The sequence below is a fragment of the Actinoplanes rectilineatus genome (assembly GCF_000962825.1).
GTDB lineage: Bacteria > Actinomycetota > Actinomycetes > Mycobacteriales > Micromonosporaceae > Actinoplanes > Actinoplanes rectilineatus.
Genome location: NZ_JZKF01000008.1, coordinates 96,468 through 114,815, shown reverse-complemented (window position 1 = coordinate 114,815; position 18,348 = coordinate 96,468). Strand labels below are relative to the sequence as shown.

Annotated in this window: 14 protein-coding genes; 5 read left to right on the top strand and 9 right to left on the bottom strand. The window is 70.7% G+C overall.

The genetic code is table 11. From position 1 onward, the window contains the following. Positions 1 to 213: 213 nt before the first annotated feature. Both WH85_RS09060 and WH85_RS09055 read left to right on the top strand, forming a co-directional pair. A complete protein-coding gene (locus WH85_RS09060; RefSeq protein ID WP_045741287.1) occupies positions 214 to 1,212 on the top strand; it encodes a TerC family protein in 999 nt (332 codons plus the stop codon). Between the two features lie 216 nt (positions 1,213 to 1,428). Further along, positions 1,429 to 2,490 (top strand): hypothetical protein, encoded by a 1,062-nt coding sequence (locus WH85_RS09055; protein WP_169792425.1) that lies wholly within the window; start codon positions 1,429 to 1,431, stop codon positions 2,488 to 2,490. 240 nt (positions 2,491 to 2,730) lie between these two features. Here the strand turns inward: WH85_RS09055 and typA are convergent, their stop codons facing one another. Beyond that, positions 2,731 to 4,593, bottom strand: coding sequence for a translational GTPase TypA (gene typA, locus WH85_RS09050; protein ID WP_045741285.1), 1,863 nt, complete (start codon positions 4,591 to 4,593; stop codon positions 2,731 to 2,733). A 286-nt stretch (positions 4,594 to 4,879) separates the two neighbouring features. Here typA and WH85_RS09045 point away from each other — a divergent pair, with 286 nt between their 5' ends. Beyond that, positions 4,880 to 5,305, top strand: a complete 426-nt coding sequence (locus WH85_RS09045; RefSeq protein ID WP_045741284.1) for an uL11 family ribosomal protein — start codon at positions 4,880 to 4,882, stop codon at positions 5,303 to 5,305. A 59-nt stretch (positions 5,306 to 5,364) separates the two neighbouring features. Here the strand turns inward: WH85_RS09045 and WH85_RS09040 are convergent, their stop codons facing one another. After that, entirely contained in the window at positions 5,365 to 5,907 is a 543-nt protein-coding gene (locus WH85_RS09040) for an ATP-dependent Clp protease proteolytic subunit (protein WP_045741283.1), read from the bottom strand. Positions 5,908 to 6,044: 137 nt separating this feature from the next. On the opposite strand from WH85_RS09040, the gene WH85_RS09035 reads away from it, so the two are divergent. Beyond that, positions 6,045 to 6,758: a GntR family transcriptional regulator gene (locus WH85_RS09035; protein WP_045741282.1), complete on the top strand. Its 714-nt coding sequence runs from the start codon at positions 6,045 to 6,047 to the stop codon at positions 6,756 to 6,758. Here the strand turns inward: WH85_RS09035 and WH85_RS09030 are convergent. Genes WH85_RS09030 through WH85_RS09020 form a run of 3 tightly spaced genes read right to left on the bottom strand, consistent with a single transcriptional unit; the run spans position 6,741 to position 9,924 of the window. Then, on the bottom strand, positions 6,741 to 7,487 hold the full coding sequence (locus WH85_RS09030; RefSeq protein WP_045741281.1) for an ABC transporter permease: 747 nt from the start codon (positions 7,485 to 7,487) through the stop codon (positions 6,741 to 6,743). The genes WH85_RS09035 and WH85_RS09030 overlap by 18 nt on opposite strands. Then, positions 7,484 to 8,422, bottom strand: coding sequence for an ABC transporter permease (locus WH85_RS09025; protein ID WP_045741280.1), 939 nt, complete (start codon positions 8,420 to 8,422; stop codon positions 7,484 to 7,486). Before WH85_RS09025 ends, WH85_RS09030 begins: the two co-directional genes overlap by 4 nt. Further along, a complete protein-coding gene (locus tag WH85_RS09020) occupies positions 8,419 to 9,924 on the bottom strand; it encodes an ABC transporter substrate-binding protein (RefSeq protein ID WP_052720266.1) in 1,506 nt (501 codons plus the stop codon). Before WH85_RS09020 ends, WH85_RS09025 begins: the two co-directional genes overlap by 4 nt. A gap of 236 nt (positions 9,925 to 10,160) precedes the next feature. Between WH85_RS09020 and WH85_RS09015 the strand changes: the two genes are divergently transcribed. After that, complete coding sequence (locus tag WH85_RS09015; RefSeq protein WP_052720265.1) at positions 10,161 to 12,173, top strand: PIG-L family deacetylase; 2,013 nt, start codon at positions 10,161 to 10,163, stop codon at positions 12,171 to 12,173. A 48-nt stretch (positions 12,174 to 12,221) separates the two neighbouring features. Here the strand turns inward: WH85_RS09015 and WH85_RS09010 are convergent, their stop codons facing one another. The 4 genes from WH85_RS09010 to WH85_RS08995 form a co-directional block, all read right to left on the bottom strand. Continuing rightward, positions 12,222 to 14,300, bottom strand: coding sequence for a glycosyltransferase family 4 protein (locus WH85_RS09010; RefSeq protein ID WP_045741279.1), 2,079 nt, complete (start codon positions 14,298 to 14,300; stop codon positions 12,222 to 12,224). A gap of 1 nt (position 14,301) precedes the next feature. Next, complete coding sequence (locus WH85_RS09005; protein ID WP_083448885.1) at positions 14,302 to 15,849, bottom strand: stealth family protein; 1,548 nt, start codon at positions 15,847 to 15,849, stop codon at positions 14,302 to 14,304. Beyond that, complete coding sequence (locus WH85_RS09000; protein ID WP_083448884.1) at positions 15,842 to 17,617, bottom strand: stealth family protein; 1,776 nt, start codon at positions 17,615 to 17,617, stop codon at positions 15,842 to 15,844. The genes WH85_RS09005 and WH85_RS09000 overlap by 8 nt, the downstream gene beginning before the upstream one ends. A gap of 144 nt (positions 17,618 to 17,761) precedes the next feature. After that, entirely contained in the window at positions 17,762 to 18,316 is a 555-nt protein-coding gene (locus tag WH85_RS08995; protein WP_083448883.1) for a CGNR zinc finger domain-containing protein, read from the bottom strand. Positions 18,317 to 18,348: the final 32 nt, after the last annotated feature.

Sequence of the window (18,348 nt, the reverse complement as noted above, 5' to 3'; positions counted from 1 at the left end):
GTGCGCAACAATGGGCCGTGTGGGAGGGGAGTATTCCCCCGCACCGGTCTCGTCAGCACGGAACGCCTCAGCAGGCGGGCCCGGGGCCGGTGGTCGCGGACCTCTGTTCGCGGCGGAAGAGACCTCCGACAGTCGCACGTCACTGCTTGCTGCCCGGACGGGATTCCGTCTTGACTTCGAGCAGCGACGACTCGTGTCTGCCGGAGGTCCGCGTTGAACGTTTCCGCCTGGGTGTGGGCTGTCACCCTCCTCGCTCTCGTCGTCGTCATGGCGATCGATCTACTGATCATCGGGCGGCGCCCGCACGAGCCGAGTATGAAAGAGGCCGGCGGGTGGGTCGCCTTCTACGTCGGTCTCGCCGTTCTGTTCGGCATCGGGGTCTGGGCGACCGCGGGTGGCACCGCAGCCGGTGAGTTCTACACCGGCTGGCTCACCGAGTACTCGCTGAGCGTCGACAACCTGTTCGTCTTCGTCATCATCATGGCCCGGTTCGCGGTGCCACGGCATCTTCAGCAGAAGGTGCTGCTGATCGGCATCGTGCTCGCGCTGATCATGCGGGGCGCGTTCATCGCCGCCGGCGCCGCGCTGATCACCCAGTTCTCGTGGGTGTTCTACATCTTCGGCGCGTTCCTGGTCTACACCGCGATCACCCTGGTCAAGGGCGGTGACGAGGAGGAGGAGTTCAAGGAGAACATCCTCATCCGCTGGGCGAAGCGTGCGCTGCCGCTCTCCTCGTCGTTCGGTGACGGCCGTTTCAGCGTCGTCTCGGAGACCGGCAAGCGCCTCTTCACCCCGATGCTGATCGTCATGATCGCGATCGGCACCACCGACCTGATCTTCGCGCTCGACTCCATCCCGGCGATCTTCGGCATCACCAAGGAGCCGTACCTCGTCTTCACCGCGAACGTGTTCGCCCTGATGGGTCTGCGCCAGCTGTTCTTCCTGCTCGGCGGTCTGCTGGAGCGTCTGGTCTACCTCAACATCGGCCTGGCCGTGGTGCTCGCCTTCATCGGCGTCAAGCTGGTCCTCGAGGCCCTGCACACCAACAACCTGTCGTTCATCAACGGCGGCGAGGGCTTCCACTGGGCCCCGGAGATCCCGATCTGGCTCTCCCTGCTGGTCATCCTGGGCACGTTGGGTATCGCCACCATCGCCAGCCTGGTCAAATCCTCACGCGACCGCAAACGCGAGCTGATCGCCTCCAACTCCTGACAGATCAAAACCCCCTTCCGGGGGTACGCGTAAAGCGCCGTCCCGTGGCCCCCACCGGACGGCGCTTCCGTCTGTTCCCGAAGCACCGTCGAGCGGCACACTGGGGGAACCCCAGCGGGTGACGTCAATTCGTGTACGACCCGATTCGTTCCTATGGTGGGCGGCGTGCCGGGTGGCGACACTGGGTGCGCAGCGAGCCGAGCCGACGGGTGAGAGATGAAGCGCATGCAGTGGCAGCGGGCTGTCTACGACGAGCGGTACCTCGGCACCGGCTACGACGACCGGTCGGCCGTCCGCGTTCTCACCGCGGAGTCGTCGGCGCTGCATCAGGCGGTGCGCCGTGCGTCCGAGATGCTGCCGCCCGGTGCGCCGCTGACCCTGTTCGATTTCGGGTCGGGTACCGGCCGGGTCACCAACGAGTTCGTCGCCCGGTTCGCGGTGGACTGTGCTGACATGCGGCGTGATCTGCACGTCGTGGCGTACGACGTGGCGGCCAACGGCCTCCGCAAGGCAGCACGCAACCTGATCCACGATGAGGGTTTCACCGTCGTCGACAAGCTCTCCTGGGACAACGACGCGCCGGGCGGTTACCGGGTGGGGACTGTCGCCCGTCCTGCTGTCGGAGAAGGCCCTGCTGCCGGTGTCGCTGGAGGCCCGGCCCGCGGTGGTGGCCCAGCCGTCGGTGGTCCGGCGGTGTCGGTGACTTTTGTGCACGGCGCGGAGGGCGACGCCGCCCCGGACGTCGGTCTCCTGGTCCGGGCGGCCAACGAGGGCCGGCCGTTCGGCGTGACCACGTCCTGGTACAGCGCTGTCTCACACATTCCGACCGCCGCCCGGCGTGCCGAGTTCCTGCGGATGCTCTGCGATGTCACCGACCCTCGTGGCGAGGTGCTGGTGGCGCCGTCGGTCTCCGGGGACCTGGTGGAATTGCAGGCCGAGTGGGCCGGGCGTCTGGCGGCCGGCACCGTGGGCGCGCATCCGATCGAGCAGCCCGGTGACGTCATCTACGAGACCGAACTGGGCCAGCAGAACTTCTACCACGTGTTCGGCTCCGACCTGGCCGACCTGCTGGAGGAGTGCCGTCGTCCCGGCCAGCGCGCCTGGCTGGAGGCCGTCCGCATGCCGGACGAGGAGTTCACCTGCGTCGCCGAGGAGCAGGACAACTACCGGCGGGCACGCGAGTTCAATGCCCGGATCGGTCGTCGGCGTTGGCGTCCGGAGGACTTTCGGCAGGTTCACACAGCTCTGGCCGTGCTGAGCGGCCACCCCGGCGAGTAGCCGCAGGAGCAGGCATCACCGGCAGCGGTCGAACCGTGGACCCCGGCCATCACGACCGGGGTGTGCTGCTGGGTGAAGGGGTTCCGCCACCGTCTACGAGGAAGCGCCGGGCGTTGCGTACCCGGTCCGGCCGGCTCCCGTGGAGGGCCGGTCGTGCAGGAGGTGGCCCGGGAAGTCCTGGTGGCAAACGGATGAGCCCGCCACCCCGGAGGGTGACGGGCTCATCCGGCAGCGAAACGACTACTGGTGCTTGCGGCGCGCGGCGGCGCGACCACGCTGGTTCTGGTCGAGGACGACCTTGCGGATGCGGACCGCGGTCGACGTGACCTCGACGCACTCGTCCTCGCGGCAGAACTCGAGGGACTGCTCCAGGGACAGCTTGCGCGGCGGGATCACCTTTTCGGTGTTGTCCGCGCTCGCCGCACGCATGTTGGTGAGCTTCTTCTCCTTGGTGATGTTGACGTCCATGTCGTCCTCGCGAGAGTTCTCGCCGACGATCATGCCTTCGTAGACCTCGGTGGTCGGCTCGACGAAGAGCTGGCCGCGCTCCTGCAGGTTGATCATCGCGAAGGCGGTGACCGCGCCGGAGCGGTCGGCGACCAGGGAGCCGTTCTGGCGGGTGCGGAGCTCGCCGAACCAGGGCTCGTGACGCTCGTACAGGTGGTGCATGATGCCGGTGCCGCGGGTCTCGGTGAGGAACTCGGTGCGGAAACCGATCAGGCCACGCGCCGGGACGAGCCACTCCATGCGGAGCCAGCCGGTGCCGTGGTTGATCAGTTCTTCCATCCGGCCCTTGCGGGTGGAGAGCAGCTGGGTGATGGCACCCATGTACTCGTCGGGGGCGTCGATGGTCAGCCGCTCGACCGGCTCGTGCACCTTGCCGTCGATGAGCTTGGTGACGACCTGCGGCTTGCCGACGGTCAGCTCGTAGCCTTCGCGGCGCATCTGCTCGACCAGGATGGCGAGGGCCAGCTCACCACGGCCCTGGACCTCCCAGGCGTCCGGGCGGTCGGTGTTGAGGACGCGGAGCGAGACGTTGCCGATCAGCTCCTTGTCGAGGCGGTCCTTGACCATCCGCGCGGTGACCTTGGCTCCCTTGACCTTGCCGACCATCGGCGAGGTGTTGGTGCCGATGACCATCGAGATGGCCGGCTCGTCGACGCTGATCAGCGGCAGCGGGACCGGGTTCTCGGCGTCGGCGAGGGTCTCACCGATCATGATCTCCGGGATGCCGGCGAGGGCGATGATGTCGCCGGGGCCGGCGCTCTCGGCGGGCTTGCGCTCCAGGCCCTCGGTGATCAGCAGCTCGGAGATGCGGACGTTGCTGACCGTGCCGTCGGTCTTGCACCAGGCGACGGTCTGTCCCTTGCGGATGGTGCCCTCGTGCACGCGGCAGAGCGCGAGACGGCCGAGGAACGGCGAGGCGTCGAGGTTGACGACGTGCGCCTGCAGCGGGGCGCCCTCGGTGAACTTCGGCGCCGGGATGGTGTCCATGATGGTGCTGAACAGCACCTCGAGGTCGGTGCTGTCCTCGGGGACGGTGCCGTCCTTGGGCTGGGTCAGCGAGGCGATGCCGTCGCGGGCGCAGGCGTAGACGATCGGGAACTCGATCTGGTGCTCGTCGGCGTCGAGGTCGAGGAAGAGTTCGTACGTCTCGTCGACGACCTCCTTGATCCGCGCGTCGGGCCGGTCCACCTTGTTGATGATCAGGATGATCGGCAGCTTGGCGGCGAGGGCCTTGCGCAGCACGAAGCGGGTCTGCGGGAGGGGGCCCTCGGAGGCGTCGACGAGCAGGGCGACGCCGTCGACCATGGTGAGGCCGCGCTCGACCTCACCGCCGAAGTCGGCGTGGCCGGGGGTGTCGATGATGTTGATGGTGACCGGTTTGCCCTCGGCGGGCTGGTAGCTGATCGCCGTGTTCTTGGCGAGAATGGTGATGCCCTTTTCCCGCTCCAGGTCCATGGAGTCCATGACGCGGTCGGCCATCTCGCCGCGCGCGTGGGACTGGCTGCCCTGGCGCAGCATGGCGTCGACCAGGGTGGTTTTGCCATGGTCGACGTGAGCGATGATGGCGACGTTGCGTAGGTCGGTGCGGGTCTGCATGGAGCCATTGTCCCCGGCTCAGGTTGCGATCAGTGACACGGGGTCAACTCTTGTGCTCGATGGCTGCGAGACGGTTGCAAGCCGGTCTCGGGGATGGTGAACAGCCCGGTCACGAAGGTCGACGGAGTGCGCGTTACACTGGAGTCCGGACCCGAGACCCCCTGCACCGACGCCGCTTTGACCCTCTGGTTGCCGCGGTAGTAAGGTCTCGGGGTTGTCGTGTGTCGTTGTGCTGGCGAGCTGCGTTTCTCCGGCCCGTGCAGCTCACCCTAAGGAGCCCTACTCAATGCCGCCCAAGAAGAAGACTCATGAGGTAACCCTCGCGCTTGAGGCGGGTAACGCCGCGATGGTCGACCTCGGTAAGATGCTTGGCCCGACCGGTGCCAACATGCGCGCCGTCAAGGTTGAGTACGACGAGGCGACCTCGAAGAACCGGGGCGAGATCATCCCGGTCATCGTCTCCGTCTACGAGGACCGCAGCCACACGCTGGCCTACAAGACGCCGCCGACGAGCTTCCTCATCCGGAAGTCTCTGGGCATCCAGTCCGGCGCTGCCAACCCGCTCACCACGACCGTCGGGACGCTCAGCGCGACCCAGGTCAAGGAGATCGCGGAGCGCAAGCTGCCCGACCTCAACGCGAACGACCTCGACGCCGCGATCAAGATCGTTGCCGGCACCGCCCGTTCCATGGGCGTGAAGGTCGCGTCCTGATCACAGGATCAGAAATGATCACGACGTCGATCTGAGTGATCAGAGAAAGCCCCGGGAGTTCACTCCCGGGGCTTTTTCGGGCTCACGACCTCGTCGATGAGCCCGTACTCGAGGGCTTCGGCGGCGCCGAGGCTGCGTCCGGTGGAGAAGTCGTCCTCGACCCGGGACCGTGGTTGCCCGGTCACCTCGGCGACCCGGATCAGCACCTCCTCGAGTTCGCGCAGGTGCTGACCGGCTGCCGCGGCCACCTCGTCGGCCGTCCCGGTCACCCCGGCGGCCCGCGGTTCGGCCAGCCGGAACCGTGCGTGCCGATAGGCCGACCGGCGGTCCGCCGCGACGAGGATGGCCAGTGCCGCCCCGCCCGCCTCGGACGTGACCAGGGCGTGCACCGGTGCGGTCAGGGCGTCGAGCACGTCGACCACCGCCAGGGCCGCGCTCAGGTCGCCGCCCGGACTGGCCACGTGCAGTTGGATCATCTCGGGCCCGGCCGAGTCCAGGGTGAGCAGCGCCGCCGAGATCCCGGTGGACGCCTCGCTGGTGAGCTGCCCGCGCAGCATCACGATCCGCTGGTCGAAGAGCCGTTCCTCGAGCCAGCCGGGCATCCCCGGACCGTGCGGGGGCGGCTGCCAGTCGGGTTGCTGATGTGGACCGGGGGAACCCCAACGCGACGGGTACACACGGCCAGCCTATCCACCCGGCAGGAAATGCGCCGATAACCAACGGGGACTAGGGTCCGGCCATGTCTGGGCCTCGACGCCGTTCGGTGCTGCTGGCGCGGCTCGCGGACCGGCCGGCGGGCAGCCCGCACACCGTGATCCTCGACGAGTTGCGCGGGATCATCCTGCACGGTGAGGTGCCGCCGGGTTCGGCGATCCCGGTGGACGCGGTGGCCGCGGCGTTCGGGGTGAGCCGGATTCCGGTGCGGGAGGCCCTGATGACCCTGATCGGCGAGGGCCTGGTGGACCATCGGCCGAACGGCGGCTACCGGGTGGCGATGATGACGGCCCGGGAGTTCGGCGAGATCTACCTGGTTCGGGAGGCTCTGGAGTCGGCGGCGCTGCGGGCCGCGGTGACCGGGGCGACATCGGACGACGACCGGCAGGCGCGGGCCGCGTTGCGGGCCCTGGACGGGGCGATCGAGACCGCCGACGGTGGTGCCGCCTATCACAGGGAGAGCCGCCGGTTCCACCTGGCGCTGATCGGGGCGTGCCGGATGCGCCGGCTGCTGCACATGCTGGAGGCGGCGTGGAACATGACCGAGCCGCTGCGTCCGATGTCACACCTGACGTCCGCCGACCGGGAGCTGCTGCACTCCGACCACGCCGGGATGCTGGCCGCCTTCCTGCGCCGGGACGAGCAGGGACTGGCCCAGGTGTCCGCGGTACACCACCACCGGTTGCAGGGTTTCGTATCGGGGATACCCCGAAACACCGGTCTATTCGCGGAGGGCTGAGCGCCCCAGCGCTGTCGCCAGGGACGCGGTGAGTACCACCGCCACGGCCGGCGCCAGCACCAGATGCGGGGACGAGAAGAGATAGGTACGCCCGTCGGCCACCATGGCGCCCCACTCCGCGACCGGCGGCTGCACCCCGAGGCCGAGGAACGACAGCCCGGAGACGGTCAGGAGCGTGCCGGCGAACCGCAGGCAGAGGTGGGCGAGCACCGGCCCGGCGATGTTGGGGGCGATGTGCCGGGTGATCACGCGTACCGGGCCGGCGCCCAGTGAACGGGCCGCCTCGACGTACTCCCGGCCCGTCTCCCGGACGGTGAGGTGGTACGCCTGCCGGGTGAACGGGCTCCACCCGACCGCGCAGACCGCCACCACCACGGACGGCAGTCCCGGTCCGAGGATAGCGGCGGTGATCAGTCCGACCAGGATGGTCGGCAGGGCCGCGACGACGTCCGCGATCCGCGGCACGGCCCGCAGCCCGAGATGACCCGCGACCGCGCCCAGCACGGTTCCGCTCACCGCCGTGACGGCGAGGGTGGCCAGGGTCAGTCCCAGGGTGAGCCGGGCGCCGGCGATCAGCCGGGCGGCCACGTCCCGCCCGAGCTGGTCGGTGCCGAGGAGGTGGGCGGCCGACGGCGGCGCCAGGATCGCGCCGTAGTCGACGGCCAGCGGATCCGGCAGGTAGGAGAGACCGAACACCAGCACGAGGAGAAGGAGGAGGAGACGCCTCATCGGGACCGTTCCCGCGCCACCGGATCCAGGGCCAGCTGCGCCACCTCGGCGACCACGCCCGCCACCAGCGCGATCCCGATCACGGTCATCGCCCCGGCCTGGATCATCGGCAGGTCCTGGGCGAGCACCGCCTCGTGCAGCAGCCGTCCCAGCCCGGGGATCCCGAAGACCACCTCGACGACCACCGAGCCGCCGATCATCCCGGCCACGAACATCCCGGACAGGGACAGCACCGACGTGGTCGCCAGCCGGGCGCCGTGCAGCCACAGCACCCGGCCGTCCGTGAGTCCCTTCGCCCGGGCGGTCCGGACGTGCGGCGACGCGAGGACGGCGATCGTCTCGGCGCGTATCAGCTGGGTGGTCAGCGCGGCCGGGTAGACCGCCAGGGTCAGCACCGGCAGCACCGCGTGGGCCGGCGTCCCCCAGCCGACCGCCGGCAGCATCCCGGCGTGCACCGCGAGGACCAGCACCAGCACCGGCGCGAGCACGAACTCCGGCACCGACACCCCGAGCACCCCGGCGCCGGTCACGGTCCGGTCCAGCATGCCTCCGGGGCGTCGGGCGGCGTACACCCCGGCGGGAAGACCGAGAAGGACGGCCAGGACCAGAGCCAGGACGGTGAGCAGCAGGGAGATCGTCAAGGCGTCGCCGACGGCCGATCCCACCGGGGTACGCGTGACGAACGAGACACCGAGGTCCCCACGGCAGGCGGCCGCCAGCCAGCGAAAATACTGCTCCACCGCGGATCCGTCGAGGCCGAACTCGGCCGCCACCCGGGCCTGTGTCACCGGGTCCGGGGCCTCCGACGCGGTCCGGGTCCGCAGCACCGTGCGGACCGTGTCGGCCCCGGTGAGCCGCGGTAACGCGAACACCAGAACCGACGCGGCCAGCAGGACCGGCGGGAGCAGGGCCAGCCGCCGGAGCAGCCGTCTCACCCCGCGGGTTGCAGCTGCGGCAGGACCGGCCGGACGCCGAGCGGGTCGGGCGTGAAGCCGGTGACGCCGCGGGTGCCGGCGGTGTTGTTCGGGTGCACGATCATCACGCCGACGGCCTGCTCGGTGAGCATGGCCGCGGCCTGGGCGAACACCTTCTGCCGGGCGGTGACGTCGCCGGTGCTGGACAGGCCGGCGATCGCCGCGTCGAACTCCGCCGAGCAGAAGTGGTCGATGTTGTAGCTGCCCTTGCAGGTGTAGTCCGAGGTGAGCACACTTGCCGCGTCCGCGAAGTCGGACAGGTAGCTACGGCTGTTCAGGAACATGTCGAACTCGCCGGCCAGGATCTTCGGCTCCTGCGCGGAGTAGTCACCGACGGTCACCTCGACGGTGATCCCCACCTCGGCCAGCATCGCCTGGATGGCGGTGGCCAGCACCGGCATCTCCGGCCGGTTCGGGAACGTCCACAGGCGTACCGTCAAGGGAGACGACGGACCGTGACCGGCCTCGGCCAGCAGGCGCTTCGCGGTGGCCGGGTCCGAAGCCTGCGGGGCGGTGGTCGCACCCCACGGCACCGCCGAGCCGAACAGGTCGGACGCCGGGGTGGCGGCACCTTCGAGGACCTTGGCGGCCAGCACGTTCCGGTCGATCGCCGCCGTGACCGCCTGCCGGACGCGGCTGTCGGCGAAGGGCGCGGCGGCCTGGTTGAGCAGCAGCTCCACGGTGCGGGCGGCCGGGTACGCGGTGACCGTCCCACCCGCCGACTCGACCTGGGCGGTGGCCGCGTGCGGCAGGCCCTCGGCGAACTGGACGTCCCCGGACTGCAGGGCGAGCGCCCGGCTCTGCGGGTCGGTGACGTAGCGCACCGTCACCGTCGACGCGCCGGCCTTGGCACCCCAGTACGCGTCGTTGCGTTCCAGCACCGCCGAGTCCGCACCCGCGACCGAGGCCAGAATGTACGGCCCGGTGGCGGTCCGGAGCACCGAGGGCTGTTGGCCGGTCGCGTACGCCGAGGGGGCCAGGATCCCCAGATTGCCGCTGCTCATCCGTAGGGGCAGAACGGGGTCGGGCTGACTGGTACTGATCAGCACCGCGTCGTCGCCGTCGGCGGTGACGGTCAGCCCGATGTCGCGGACCGCGCGGGGCGGCGCACTGACCGAGGTGATGTACGACAGTGCCGTCACCACGGACTGCGGCGTCAGCGGCGTACCGTCGTGGAAGGTGACTCCGGGGCGCAACGTGAAACGCCAGGTCTTGGGGTCGCCGGTCTGTTCCCACGCGGTGGCGAGCGACGGCGCGGGCTGAGCCTGCGCGTCGACGGTGGTGAGTGTCTCGGCGACGCCGAGGGTCATCAGCAGCGCGCCGTCATCGGCGTCGAAGGCGTACGCGGACCGGGGCGGGAACTGCATCGCGACGGCGATGGAGTCGCCGTCGGCGGTGGCGGTGCCGCTGGAGCAGGCGCTCAACGTGCACGCCAGGAGAACGGCTGTGAAGAGCCGCAGCACGGGGGAACCTTTCCGGGAGATCGCGTCCCTGGGGGTGGAGCGTCGACGGCACCGGGTCTGACTTCTCCCGTGACCGGGAGTAACAGTGGCGCGACCGTGCCGGGATTGCACCGGCTTCCGGGTTGCCGTCCTTGGCGCCGTGGAGTCTAGGTGGTGGTTCCTCGGACTGTGCTGTCAGGCCAGGGGTGGAATCCGGTCGTTACCCTCGTTTTCGATCAAGAGGGACGGCGGGGGACATGCGTAACTGGATCCGATCCCGGTTCACGCCGGCGGAGGACGTCGACGGGTGGCGGCCGGGCACGGCCATGAGCATCGTGGCTCACCCGGACGACGATCTGTACTTTCTCGACCCGGCGATCAGCGCCGCGGTCACCGCCGGGGCACCGGTCACCGGGATCGTGCTGACCGCGGCCGAGAGCGACGGCCGGAACGTCGACGTCAACGACCCGGACCGGGAGTCGGCGCCGGCCGATCACGCCGGCTATGCGACCGCCCGGCACGTCGGGCTGCGCCGCGCGTACGCCAGGATGGCCGGACTGCCGGTCGACAGCCCCTGGGAGCAGCAGGCGGTGACCCTCCGCACCGGTCTCACCGTGGAACGCGACCGGCTCGCCGCCCGGCCGGAGATCGTTCTTTATTTCGTCAACCTGGCGCACGCCGACGGGTTCAGCCGGTACACCGTGCCGCCGATGGCCGACGGTGAGCCGGTGGTCAGCCCGGTGTTGTCCCCACTCGACCTGCCGCTCCCGGACCAGGACGTGGACCGGGAGACCCTGATCGGCTCGCTGGTGGAGCTGATCGACGAGCACCGCCCCACCGTGATCCGTACCCTCGACCCGGACCCGGAGCACGACTGGGGACAGCCCGGACGGGTGGTCTCCGACCATGTCGAGCACGCCGCGACGGCCCGGCTGACCATCGAGGCGGTGCACCGGATCGGTTGCCGCAGGCCGGTCCCGCCGGTCGTCGAGTACCACCGGGCCTACGCCAACCGGTTCTGGCCGACCAACCTGAGTCCCCGGATGACCACGGCGAAGGCCGGCCTCCTGGCCACCTACGCCGGCGCGGACGGCGCGCCGGATCCCGGCCTGCCCTACGGCCACGGCGACTACCAGCTGGGCCCGGACCCGTGTCGCAGCACCCACATGTTCTCCACCGCCGCGCGGTACGCGGCCACCACGACCTGGCTGACCCGGCTGCCCGGCGGCCGGCTGGCCGCGTTCGTGGTGCTCGGCGACCGGCTGGCGATGTGGACCGAGCGCCGGCCCGGCTCCGGCACCTGGCGGGGCCCGGCCCTGATCGGCGAGCCGGGCCTGCTGCCCACCCTGGCCGTCGCCGCCGCGCCGGACCGGCCGGTGTCGGTGGTCGCGTTACGCCGCACCGACCGGGACGGTGTCGTCGACGTCGAGGTGGGCTTCCTGACCGTGGACGGCCGGGGCCGGGCCTCCGCCTGGACCTCGCTGGGCGGCCCGGACGCCGGCGACCCGGATCACCGGCGGGAGACCGGGGTGCCGGCCGCGACCGTGGACGGCGCCGGTGACCTGTGGGTGTTCGTCCGGGACTTCAGCGGTGGGCTGAGCCACCGGCGGCAGTCCGGTGGCGTCTGGCAGGACTGGACGCCGCTGGGGCGGGGGCCGCTGCAGGACGTCCCGGTGGCGACCACCGACGCGGACGGCACCGTCCGCGTCTTCGTGGCGGCCAAGACGACCGTGGCTACCTGGCGGCAGACCGTGGTGGGTGGCCCGCTGGAACCGCTGGCCCTGCGAACCGGGCAGGTTGCCAGTGGCGGCCTGACCGCGGTCCGGACCGCCGGTGACCGGCCCTGCCTGCTGTACCGGCAGGGCAGCCCGGCCCGGGGCCCGGAGAGCCGCGACGAGACCAGTGTGATCCGGGCGTACCGGGCGCACGACACGGGTAACGGCTGGCCGGGCGGCCGGGGCGCGGACTTCGGCGGCCCCGACGGGATCGGCCCGGTCGCGGCGCTGGACCGGACCGACGCCGGGGCCGGCGACCTGGTGATGGCCCAGCGCAACCGGTTCTGGACGGTCAGCGTGGCGGTGCCGCCGGCGAAGGAGGGCCGGTCCCGGTGGCGGCGGCTGCCCGGCATGATCAGCGGTGCCCCGGCCCTGGCGGTGGACGCCGAGGGCCGGGGTGTGCTGGCTGTCTACGGGCTGGACGGCCGGCTGCACCTGAGCCGGCAGGACGGCGACCTGCCGACCGACGCGTTCGGCCCCTGGACCACTGTCTAGGTACAGGCTCGGGGACCGCGCGAGTGCGCGATCCCCGGGCCGGCACCGTCAGCCGGGTCTGTCGGTGACCGCGAACGCCAGGCTGCTCGGGACCGAGAGGTACGGGCGGACCCGTACCTCCGGCCGCGGGTACTCCTCGTAGAGGTCCACCTCCGGCCGATCCTCGACCAGCATCGACGTGTACACGTAGACCCGCTTGCGTTCGACCACGTCGTCCATCAGGCGGGCCACCGGCACCGGAGTCCCGTCCGGCCCGCGGGCGACGGACGCGTCCCAGTCCTCGTACCGCAACAGACGGCGGTCGGCGAACGCGGCGGTCGGCACATCGACGGTGAACCGTCCCGCGCCGCAGGTGACGCCGGGAACGGTGAAGGCGTCCTCGTGTTCCCCCCGGCGGTTCATGATCAGCGTCGGCACGGTGTCGCCGAAGTCACCCCCGACGAGCCGCCCGGTCACCGTGATGTGCTCCTCGCCGAACGTGAGGTGCTCCAACTCGGCGTGCTCCGGCCGCTGCCAGGCCGCCACCGCCAGGTATCCGTCCGCGGTCGGGTAGGGGACGTTGCGGACGAACGGCGCGGTCTCCGGTCCGCCGATCAGCCCGCGCAGGTCCAGCAGCCCGGCCCGCAGGCGGTGCAGACCGTCGCGCCGGTCCGCGGCGTACAGATCCCAGCGGCCCTCGGCGAACGTCGCCGCCCAGGCCGGGAACGAGGCCTGCCAGCCGGTCTCCGGATCACCGGTGAGCGGCACCCGGACCGCCTTGGTCACGCCCTCGATCCGGCGGGGCCGGGCGACCAGCCGGGTCATTCCCCGGGGCAGCCCGGTGGCCGGCAGGGTGACCACGACCCGGTCGCCGTCCAGCCGGGCGCCGGCCACCGGTGCCGGGGCGGTCCCGCCCCGGATTCGCAGGCCGGGCAGGACCCGGAAGAGCGCGCGGCCGCCGGACCGCAGCCGCCGGGCCGGGCCGGTCGTCCCGCCGGCCCGCCGGCCGCCGGGGGTGAGGTGCTCGGTGAAGAGACTCTCGTAGGCGGCGGCGATCGGCACCGGGTCGTACCGGCGGGCGTTCTCCCGGGCCGCGGTGCCCATCCGGGCACGCAGATCCTGGTCGTTCATCAGCCGTAGCAGGCCGCCGGCGATGGCGTCGACGTCGCCGGTCGGTACCAGCAGGCCGTCCACCCCGTCCTCGATGATCTCGGCCGGGCCGACCGGGCAGGCCGTGCTGACCACCGGCAGGCCGCAGCGCATGGCCTCCACGATGGTCATCCCGAAGGACTCCTTGTCCGAGGTGACGGCGGCGATCGAGCCCTTGACCCACTCCGCCTCGAGCGGTGCGTAACCGCCCATCCGGAAGACGTGGTTGTGCAGACCGAGGTCGGCGATCAGGGTGCCCAACGGCTGGGACTGACCGCCGCTGCCGTAGATCCGCAGGGTCCAGTCCGGCCGCTCGGTGATCACCTTGGCGAACGCGCGGACCAGCAGGTCGTACCGTTTGATGGCGTCCAGCCGCCCGGCCGCGATCACGATCCGCCGGTCGCTGTCGGCCGGGGCCACCGCGGGGTCCGGGACGCTGTTCGGGACGGCCAGTACCGGCGGGGCGCCCGGGCCGAGCAGGGTCCGCACCGCGGCGGCGTCGGCCTCGGTGACCGCGGTGACCGCGGACAGCTGCCCGTAGTACCGGCGCATCTCCTCGTGCACCGACGCCGGGATCATGTCCTGGGTCATGTGCTCCTGCGCGACCCGGACCGAGCCGGGCCGGCCGAGCCGGGCCACCGCGAGGTTCAGCGCGGACCGGGTGCCGACCACCACGTCGTACGCCGTACGCCGCAGATAGTTGGTGATCCGCTCGTCGGAGAGCCGGCTGTAGAACCGGAAGAACTCCTCCTCCTGCGGGGTCAACCGGGACACCTCGGTGAACCGGGGATCCTTGGTGTCCGGCATCCCGGACCGCAGGTCGAGCAGACCGGTCACGGTCACCCGATCCGGGACGTCGAGCATCGGCCGGTCCAGGCGCCGCAGGATGGAGACGATCTCCACCTCGTGCCGCCGGGACAGCTCGGTGGCCAGGTTGATCACGGTCCGGTTGGTGCCGCCCACTCCGTAGACATTGTGGACGAGGAACGAGATGCGCACCTCAGCCCCGCTTCTCGTACGGGCTGGGCACCGGGAAGTAGCCGTCCAGGAACGGGCGCAGGATGGTGGCCTGCGATACCAGCTGTTCCTCGGTGGAGTACGCGTCGTTGAGGCAGAACGCGTCCCAGTCGCGCCGGGCCAGCGCGCGACTCAGCCGGGCGGCCAGGTCCGGCACGGCCAGCTGCACGTAGCCGTACTTCACCGAACCGGGTACCGCCCGGCCGCTCAGGTAGGCGTAGTAGTGGTACAGGTTGGACAGCGGGGACAGGTCGCGGGTGCTGCGGAACCGGGACGCCATGGTGGTCGCCCACTCCTGCGGGAACTCGGCCTCGATCTCGGACAGGACGCTGCGGCGCAGGGCGTACGGCACGTGCTGGAACACCTGCGCGGTGCTCGGCCCGAACTTGCCCGCCAGCAGCCGGCGGTTGTTCTTGTGCGCGGCGTCGACCGGGGTGTCCTCGTCGGTGATCGGCCCGACCGGCACCCGCCCCTGCGACAGGAAGAACTTCGACAGGCCGTTGGCCAGGAAGAATGCCTGGGGCGCGAGGGGCCGGCCGATGAACATGTCGTCGTTGAAGTAGAGGAAGTGCTCGGCCAGGCCGTCGATGTGGTGCAGCTGGCTCTCGATGGCGTGCGAGTTGAACACCGGCAGCACCGACGGATCCGCGAAGATCTCCTTGTGGCTGACCACCTGAACGCCCGGGTGGGCGGTGTCCAGCCAGGCCGGGGTCTGCTCGTCGGTGACGATCCAGACCTTGCGCACCCAGGGGGCGTTGGCGTGCAGCGACCGTAGGGAGTACCGCAGCTCGTCGCGGCTGAGGAACCGGGCCGCGCTGGCCGACTCGGCGTGGTACGTCTCCCCGGTGATGCCCGCCCGCCGGCGCTGCCAGGCCGGGTCGGTGCCGTCCACCCAGGTGTAGACCACGTCGATCGGGAAGCCGATGTCCTCCGGCAGCCGGGTGTTCATCTCCGGGCGGGTCCGTAGCGGCGGGAGGACCGGCCGAGGGCCGGCCAGCCGGGTGAACGGCTCGGCCGGGGCCTCGACCACCGGGTCGTCGCGGCGCAGTACCCGGGTGACCTGGTTGGGCCGCGGTGCCCAGATCCGCTCGCCGTCCTTGCCGGTGCCCCAGAACTCGACGTCGCAGCCGTAGTCGCGACCGTGCACCAGGGTCTGCGCCGGGTCGGTGCGGAACCAGGTCAGGCGCAGCACCTTGGCCTCGCGTGCCTTGTCCCAGGCCTTGGCGTCCCCGCCGTCGTGGAGCAGGTCCCGCCCGGACGGCTTGGGCAGCACCACGGACAGGTACGCCCCGGTGCTCGCGGCCAGGGCGGCCAGCGCCCGGAGTACGGCCGCGCGCTGGTCGGCGCGTACCCCGACGGCCGGGGCCCGGTCGTCCAGGGCGCGGACGGCGAAGCTGTCGATCCCGGCGGCGCGCAGCGCGTCCTGCACGGCGGTCAGGTTGAGGGTGCGGACCCGCAGCGGGGTCAGGTCCGGGTGGACGTGCACGGTCCGGTCCACCAACTGGACCGGGAGGATGATCCGCTCAGACATGCAGTTCTCCCCGGAGGGCCTGGCGGGGCAGGCGAACCGTCTCCTGCCGGGCCCGGCCCAGCTGGGTGGCGCTGAACTCGGCCCGTTCGGCGGCCACCTCGTCGGGCAGTTCGTACGGCGAGCGGAACGGGAAGTACTGGGGGAGGAAGTCGGCCATCATCGAGGCCTGTTCGCTGAAGGCCACCGCCGCGGTGTCGGTGTCGTTCAGGCAGAACACGTCGCAGTGCCGCCGGGCCAGCAGGAACGCCAGCTGCACCGGGGTGGACGGGTGAGCCAGGTCGGCGTAGGTGTACTTGATCGAGCCCGGCACCGCCCGCCGGGTCAGGTACGCCCAGTAGTGCTGCAGCGACGACGGGATGGACAGGTCGCCCGGGTGCCGGAACGGGTGCTCCGATGTGGCCTTCACCTGCTTCGGCAGGGTCTGTTCGATCTCCTCGAGCACGCTCTTCTGCAACGCGTACGGCACGTGCTGCATCTTCTGCGTGATGCCCCGCTCGAACCGCTCGGCGATGTGCACCCGGTTGTTCTTGCCTGCCGCGGTCACCGGGGCGTCGAAGACGGTCGCCGGGCCGGCTTCCAGCTGCGCCTTGGAGGGGAAGAACTTGGCGATGCCGTTGGCGTGGAAGAACGCGGTGGGTGGCACCGGCCGGCCCAGGAACATGTCGTCGTTGAAGTAGACGAAGTGTTCGGCCAGGCCCGGGATGCGGTGCAGGCGGGACTCGATGGCGTGCGAGTTGAAGGTGGGCAGCACGCCGGTGTCCCCGAACAACTCCCGGTGGCTGACCACGGTCAGGCCGGGGTGGGTGTCGTCGAGCCAGGCCGGCACCTGGTCGTCGGTGACCAGGAAGATCTTGCGGACCCACGGGGCGTAGGTCGCGATCGAGCGGAGCGAATACTTCAGCTCGTCCCGGCTGATGAACCGGGACGCGTTCGTCGCGATGGTGTTGATGTTGTCCGGGTCGAGTGCCGCGAGCGAGGCGGCCTTGCGCTCCACCCAGTCCGGGTCGTTGCCGTCGACCCAGGTGTAGACGATGTCGATCGGGAAGCGGACCGCCTCGGCCGGCACCGCGACGAACTCGGACCGGGTCCGGTACCGGGGAGTGGTGTCGTCCAGCGGCATCGACGGGTTCAGGTCGACCGGCGTGACCAGGTGGTGTTCCGGCTCGGCGGGCATTGCCGAGGCGACCGCGTTGCGGCGGGGGGCGACGATGGTGTCGGGGGCGCCGTCCACACCCTTCTCGGTACGCCAGAACTCGATCTCGCAGGCGGATCCGCTGCCGAGCACGGTCGTCCCGTACGAGCCGGTCACCGGGAAGTAGACCTGCGCCCCGGTCCGGCCGCGACCGGAACGAAAGCCCTCGTCGTCGATCGTCCCGGTGTGGATCTCCGCACCGGTGAGTTCCGGATCACGGCGCAGAGCGTCCAGCGTCCGTTCGCGGTCGCGCCGGTGGACGGCCACCGCGCTGTGCAGATCGCTGACCGGGCGGATGCAGAAGTAGTCGATCCCGGCCCGGTCCAGGACCGCGATCACCGCCTCCAGATTGGTGGTCCAGGCGGCGGCCGGGGTCATGTCCGGCACCACCCGGGCACGGACCTTGCGGCCGGCGTCGCGGACCGGAACCAGGCTGCCCGGTGCGGCCGCGATCGGCAGTCGGCGCTGTCGGGTGAGCCGGCGGACCAGCCACAACTGGCGGTGGGCCGGCAGCAGCTGGACGAGCCGGAGCCGGTAGTCCTTGGGCAGCAGACGGTAGAACTTCAAGGCGATCATGCCGCGCTCCGTACTCGACGCAGGGCGGCGTGAAAAAAGGCGTTCATCGGTAGTCCCCCGTGGATCCCGCTGGGTTGCATAGCCACAGCGGACAGTGAGGGTAAGCATTGTATGAACGTCAGTCAACATCGACATGAGCTGTGGTTATCCGGCTGCGGACCGCCGGGCGCGGAAGGCCGTCATGTTCATCCGGTTGCCGCATCGCACGCCGCAGAACCGCTTGGAGCCGTTGCGGGACAGGTCGATGAACAGGCCGGTGCAGTCGTCGGCCGCGCACACCCGCAGCCGGCCGGTCTCGTTCATCCGGATCACGTCGATCAGGGCCAGCGCGGCCTCGACCCTGATCCGTTCGGCGAGCGGCGCGCCGGGGTCGGTGGCGTGCAGGTGCCAGTCCTGGTCGTCGTGCCGGGTGAGGTAGGGCAGGGCGCGCGCCTCGCGCAGCATGGTGTTGACCGCCCGGACCGCGTCGTCACGATCCAGCACCCAGACGGCGCGCAGCGCGTCGCGGGCCTGCCGGACGTCGCGCAGTTCGGCCTCGTCATGGTCGATGCGCCCGGAGTAGGTGTACCGGGTCAGTAGATCGCTCAGGCCGTCGACGGTGTCCAGTTCGTCGCCGCCGGTGCGGGTGGCGCCGGGATCGGTGTTGGCGAGTGCCACGACGAAGGCGAGAGCCTCTTCGGTGTCAGGGGCTAAATGCAATTTGACTCCTCACACAGCCCACCCTAGCGTCA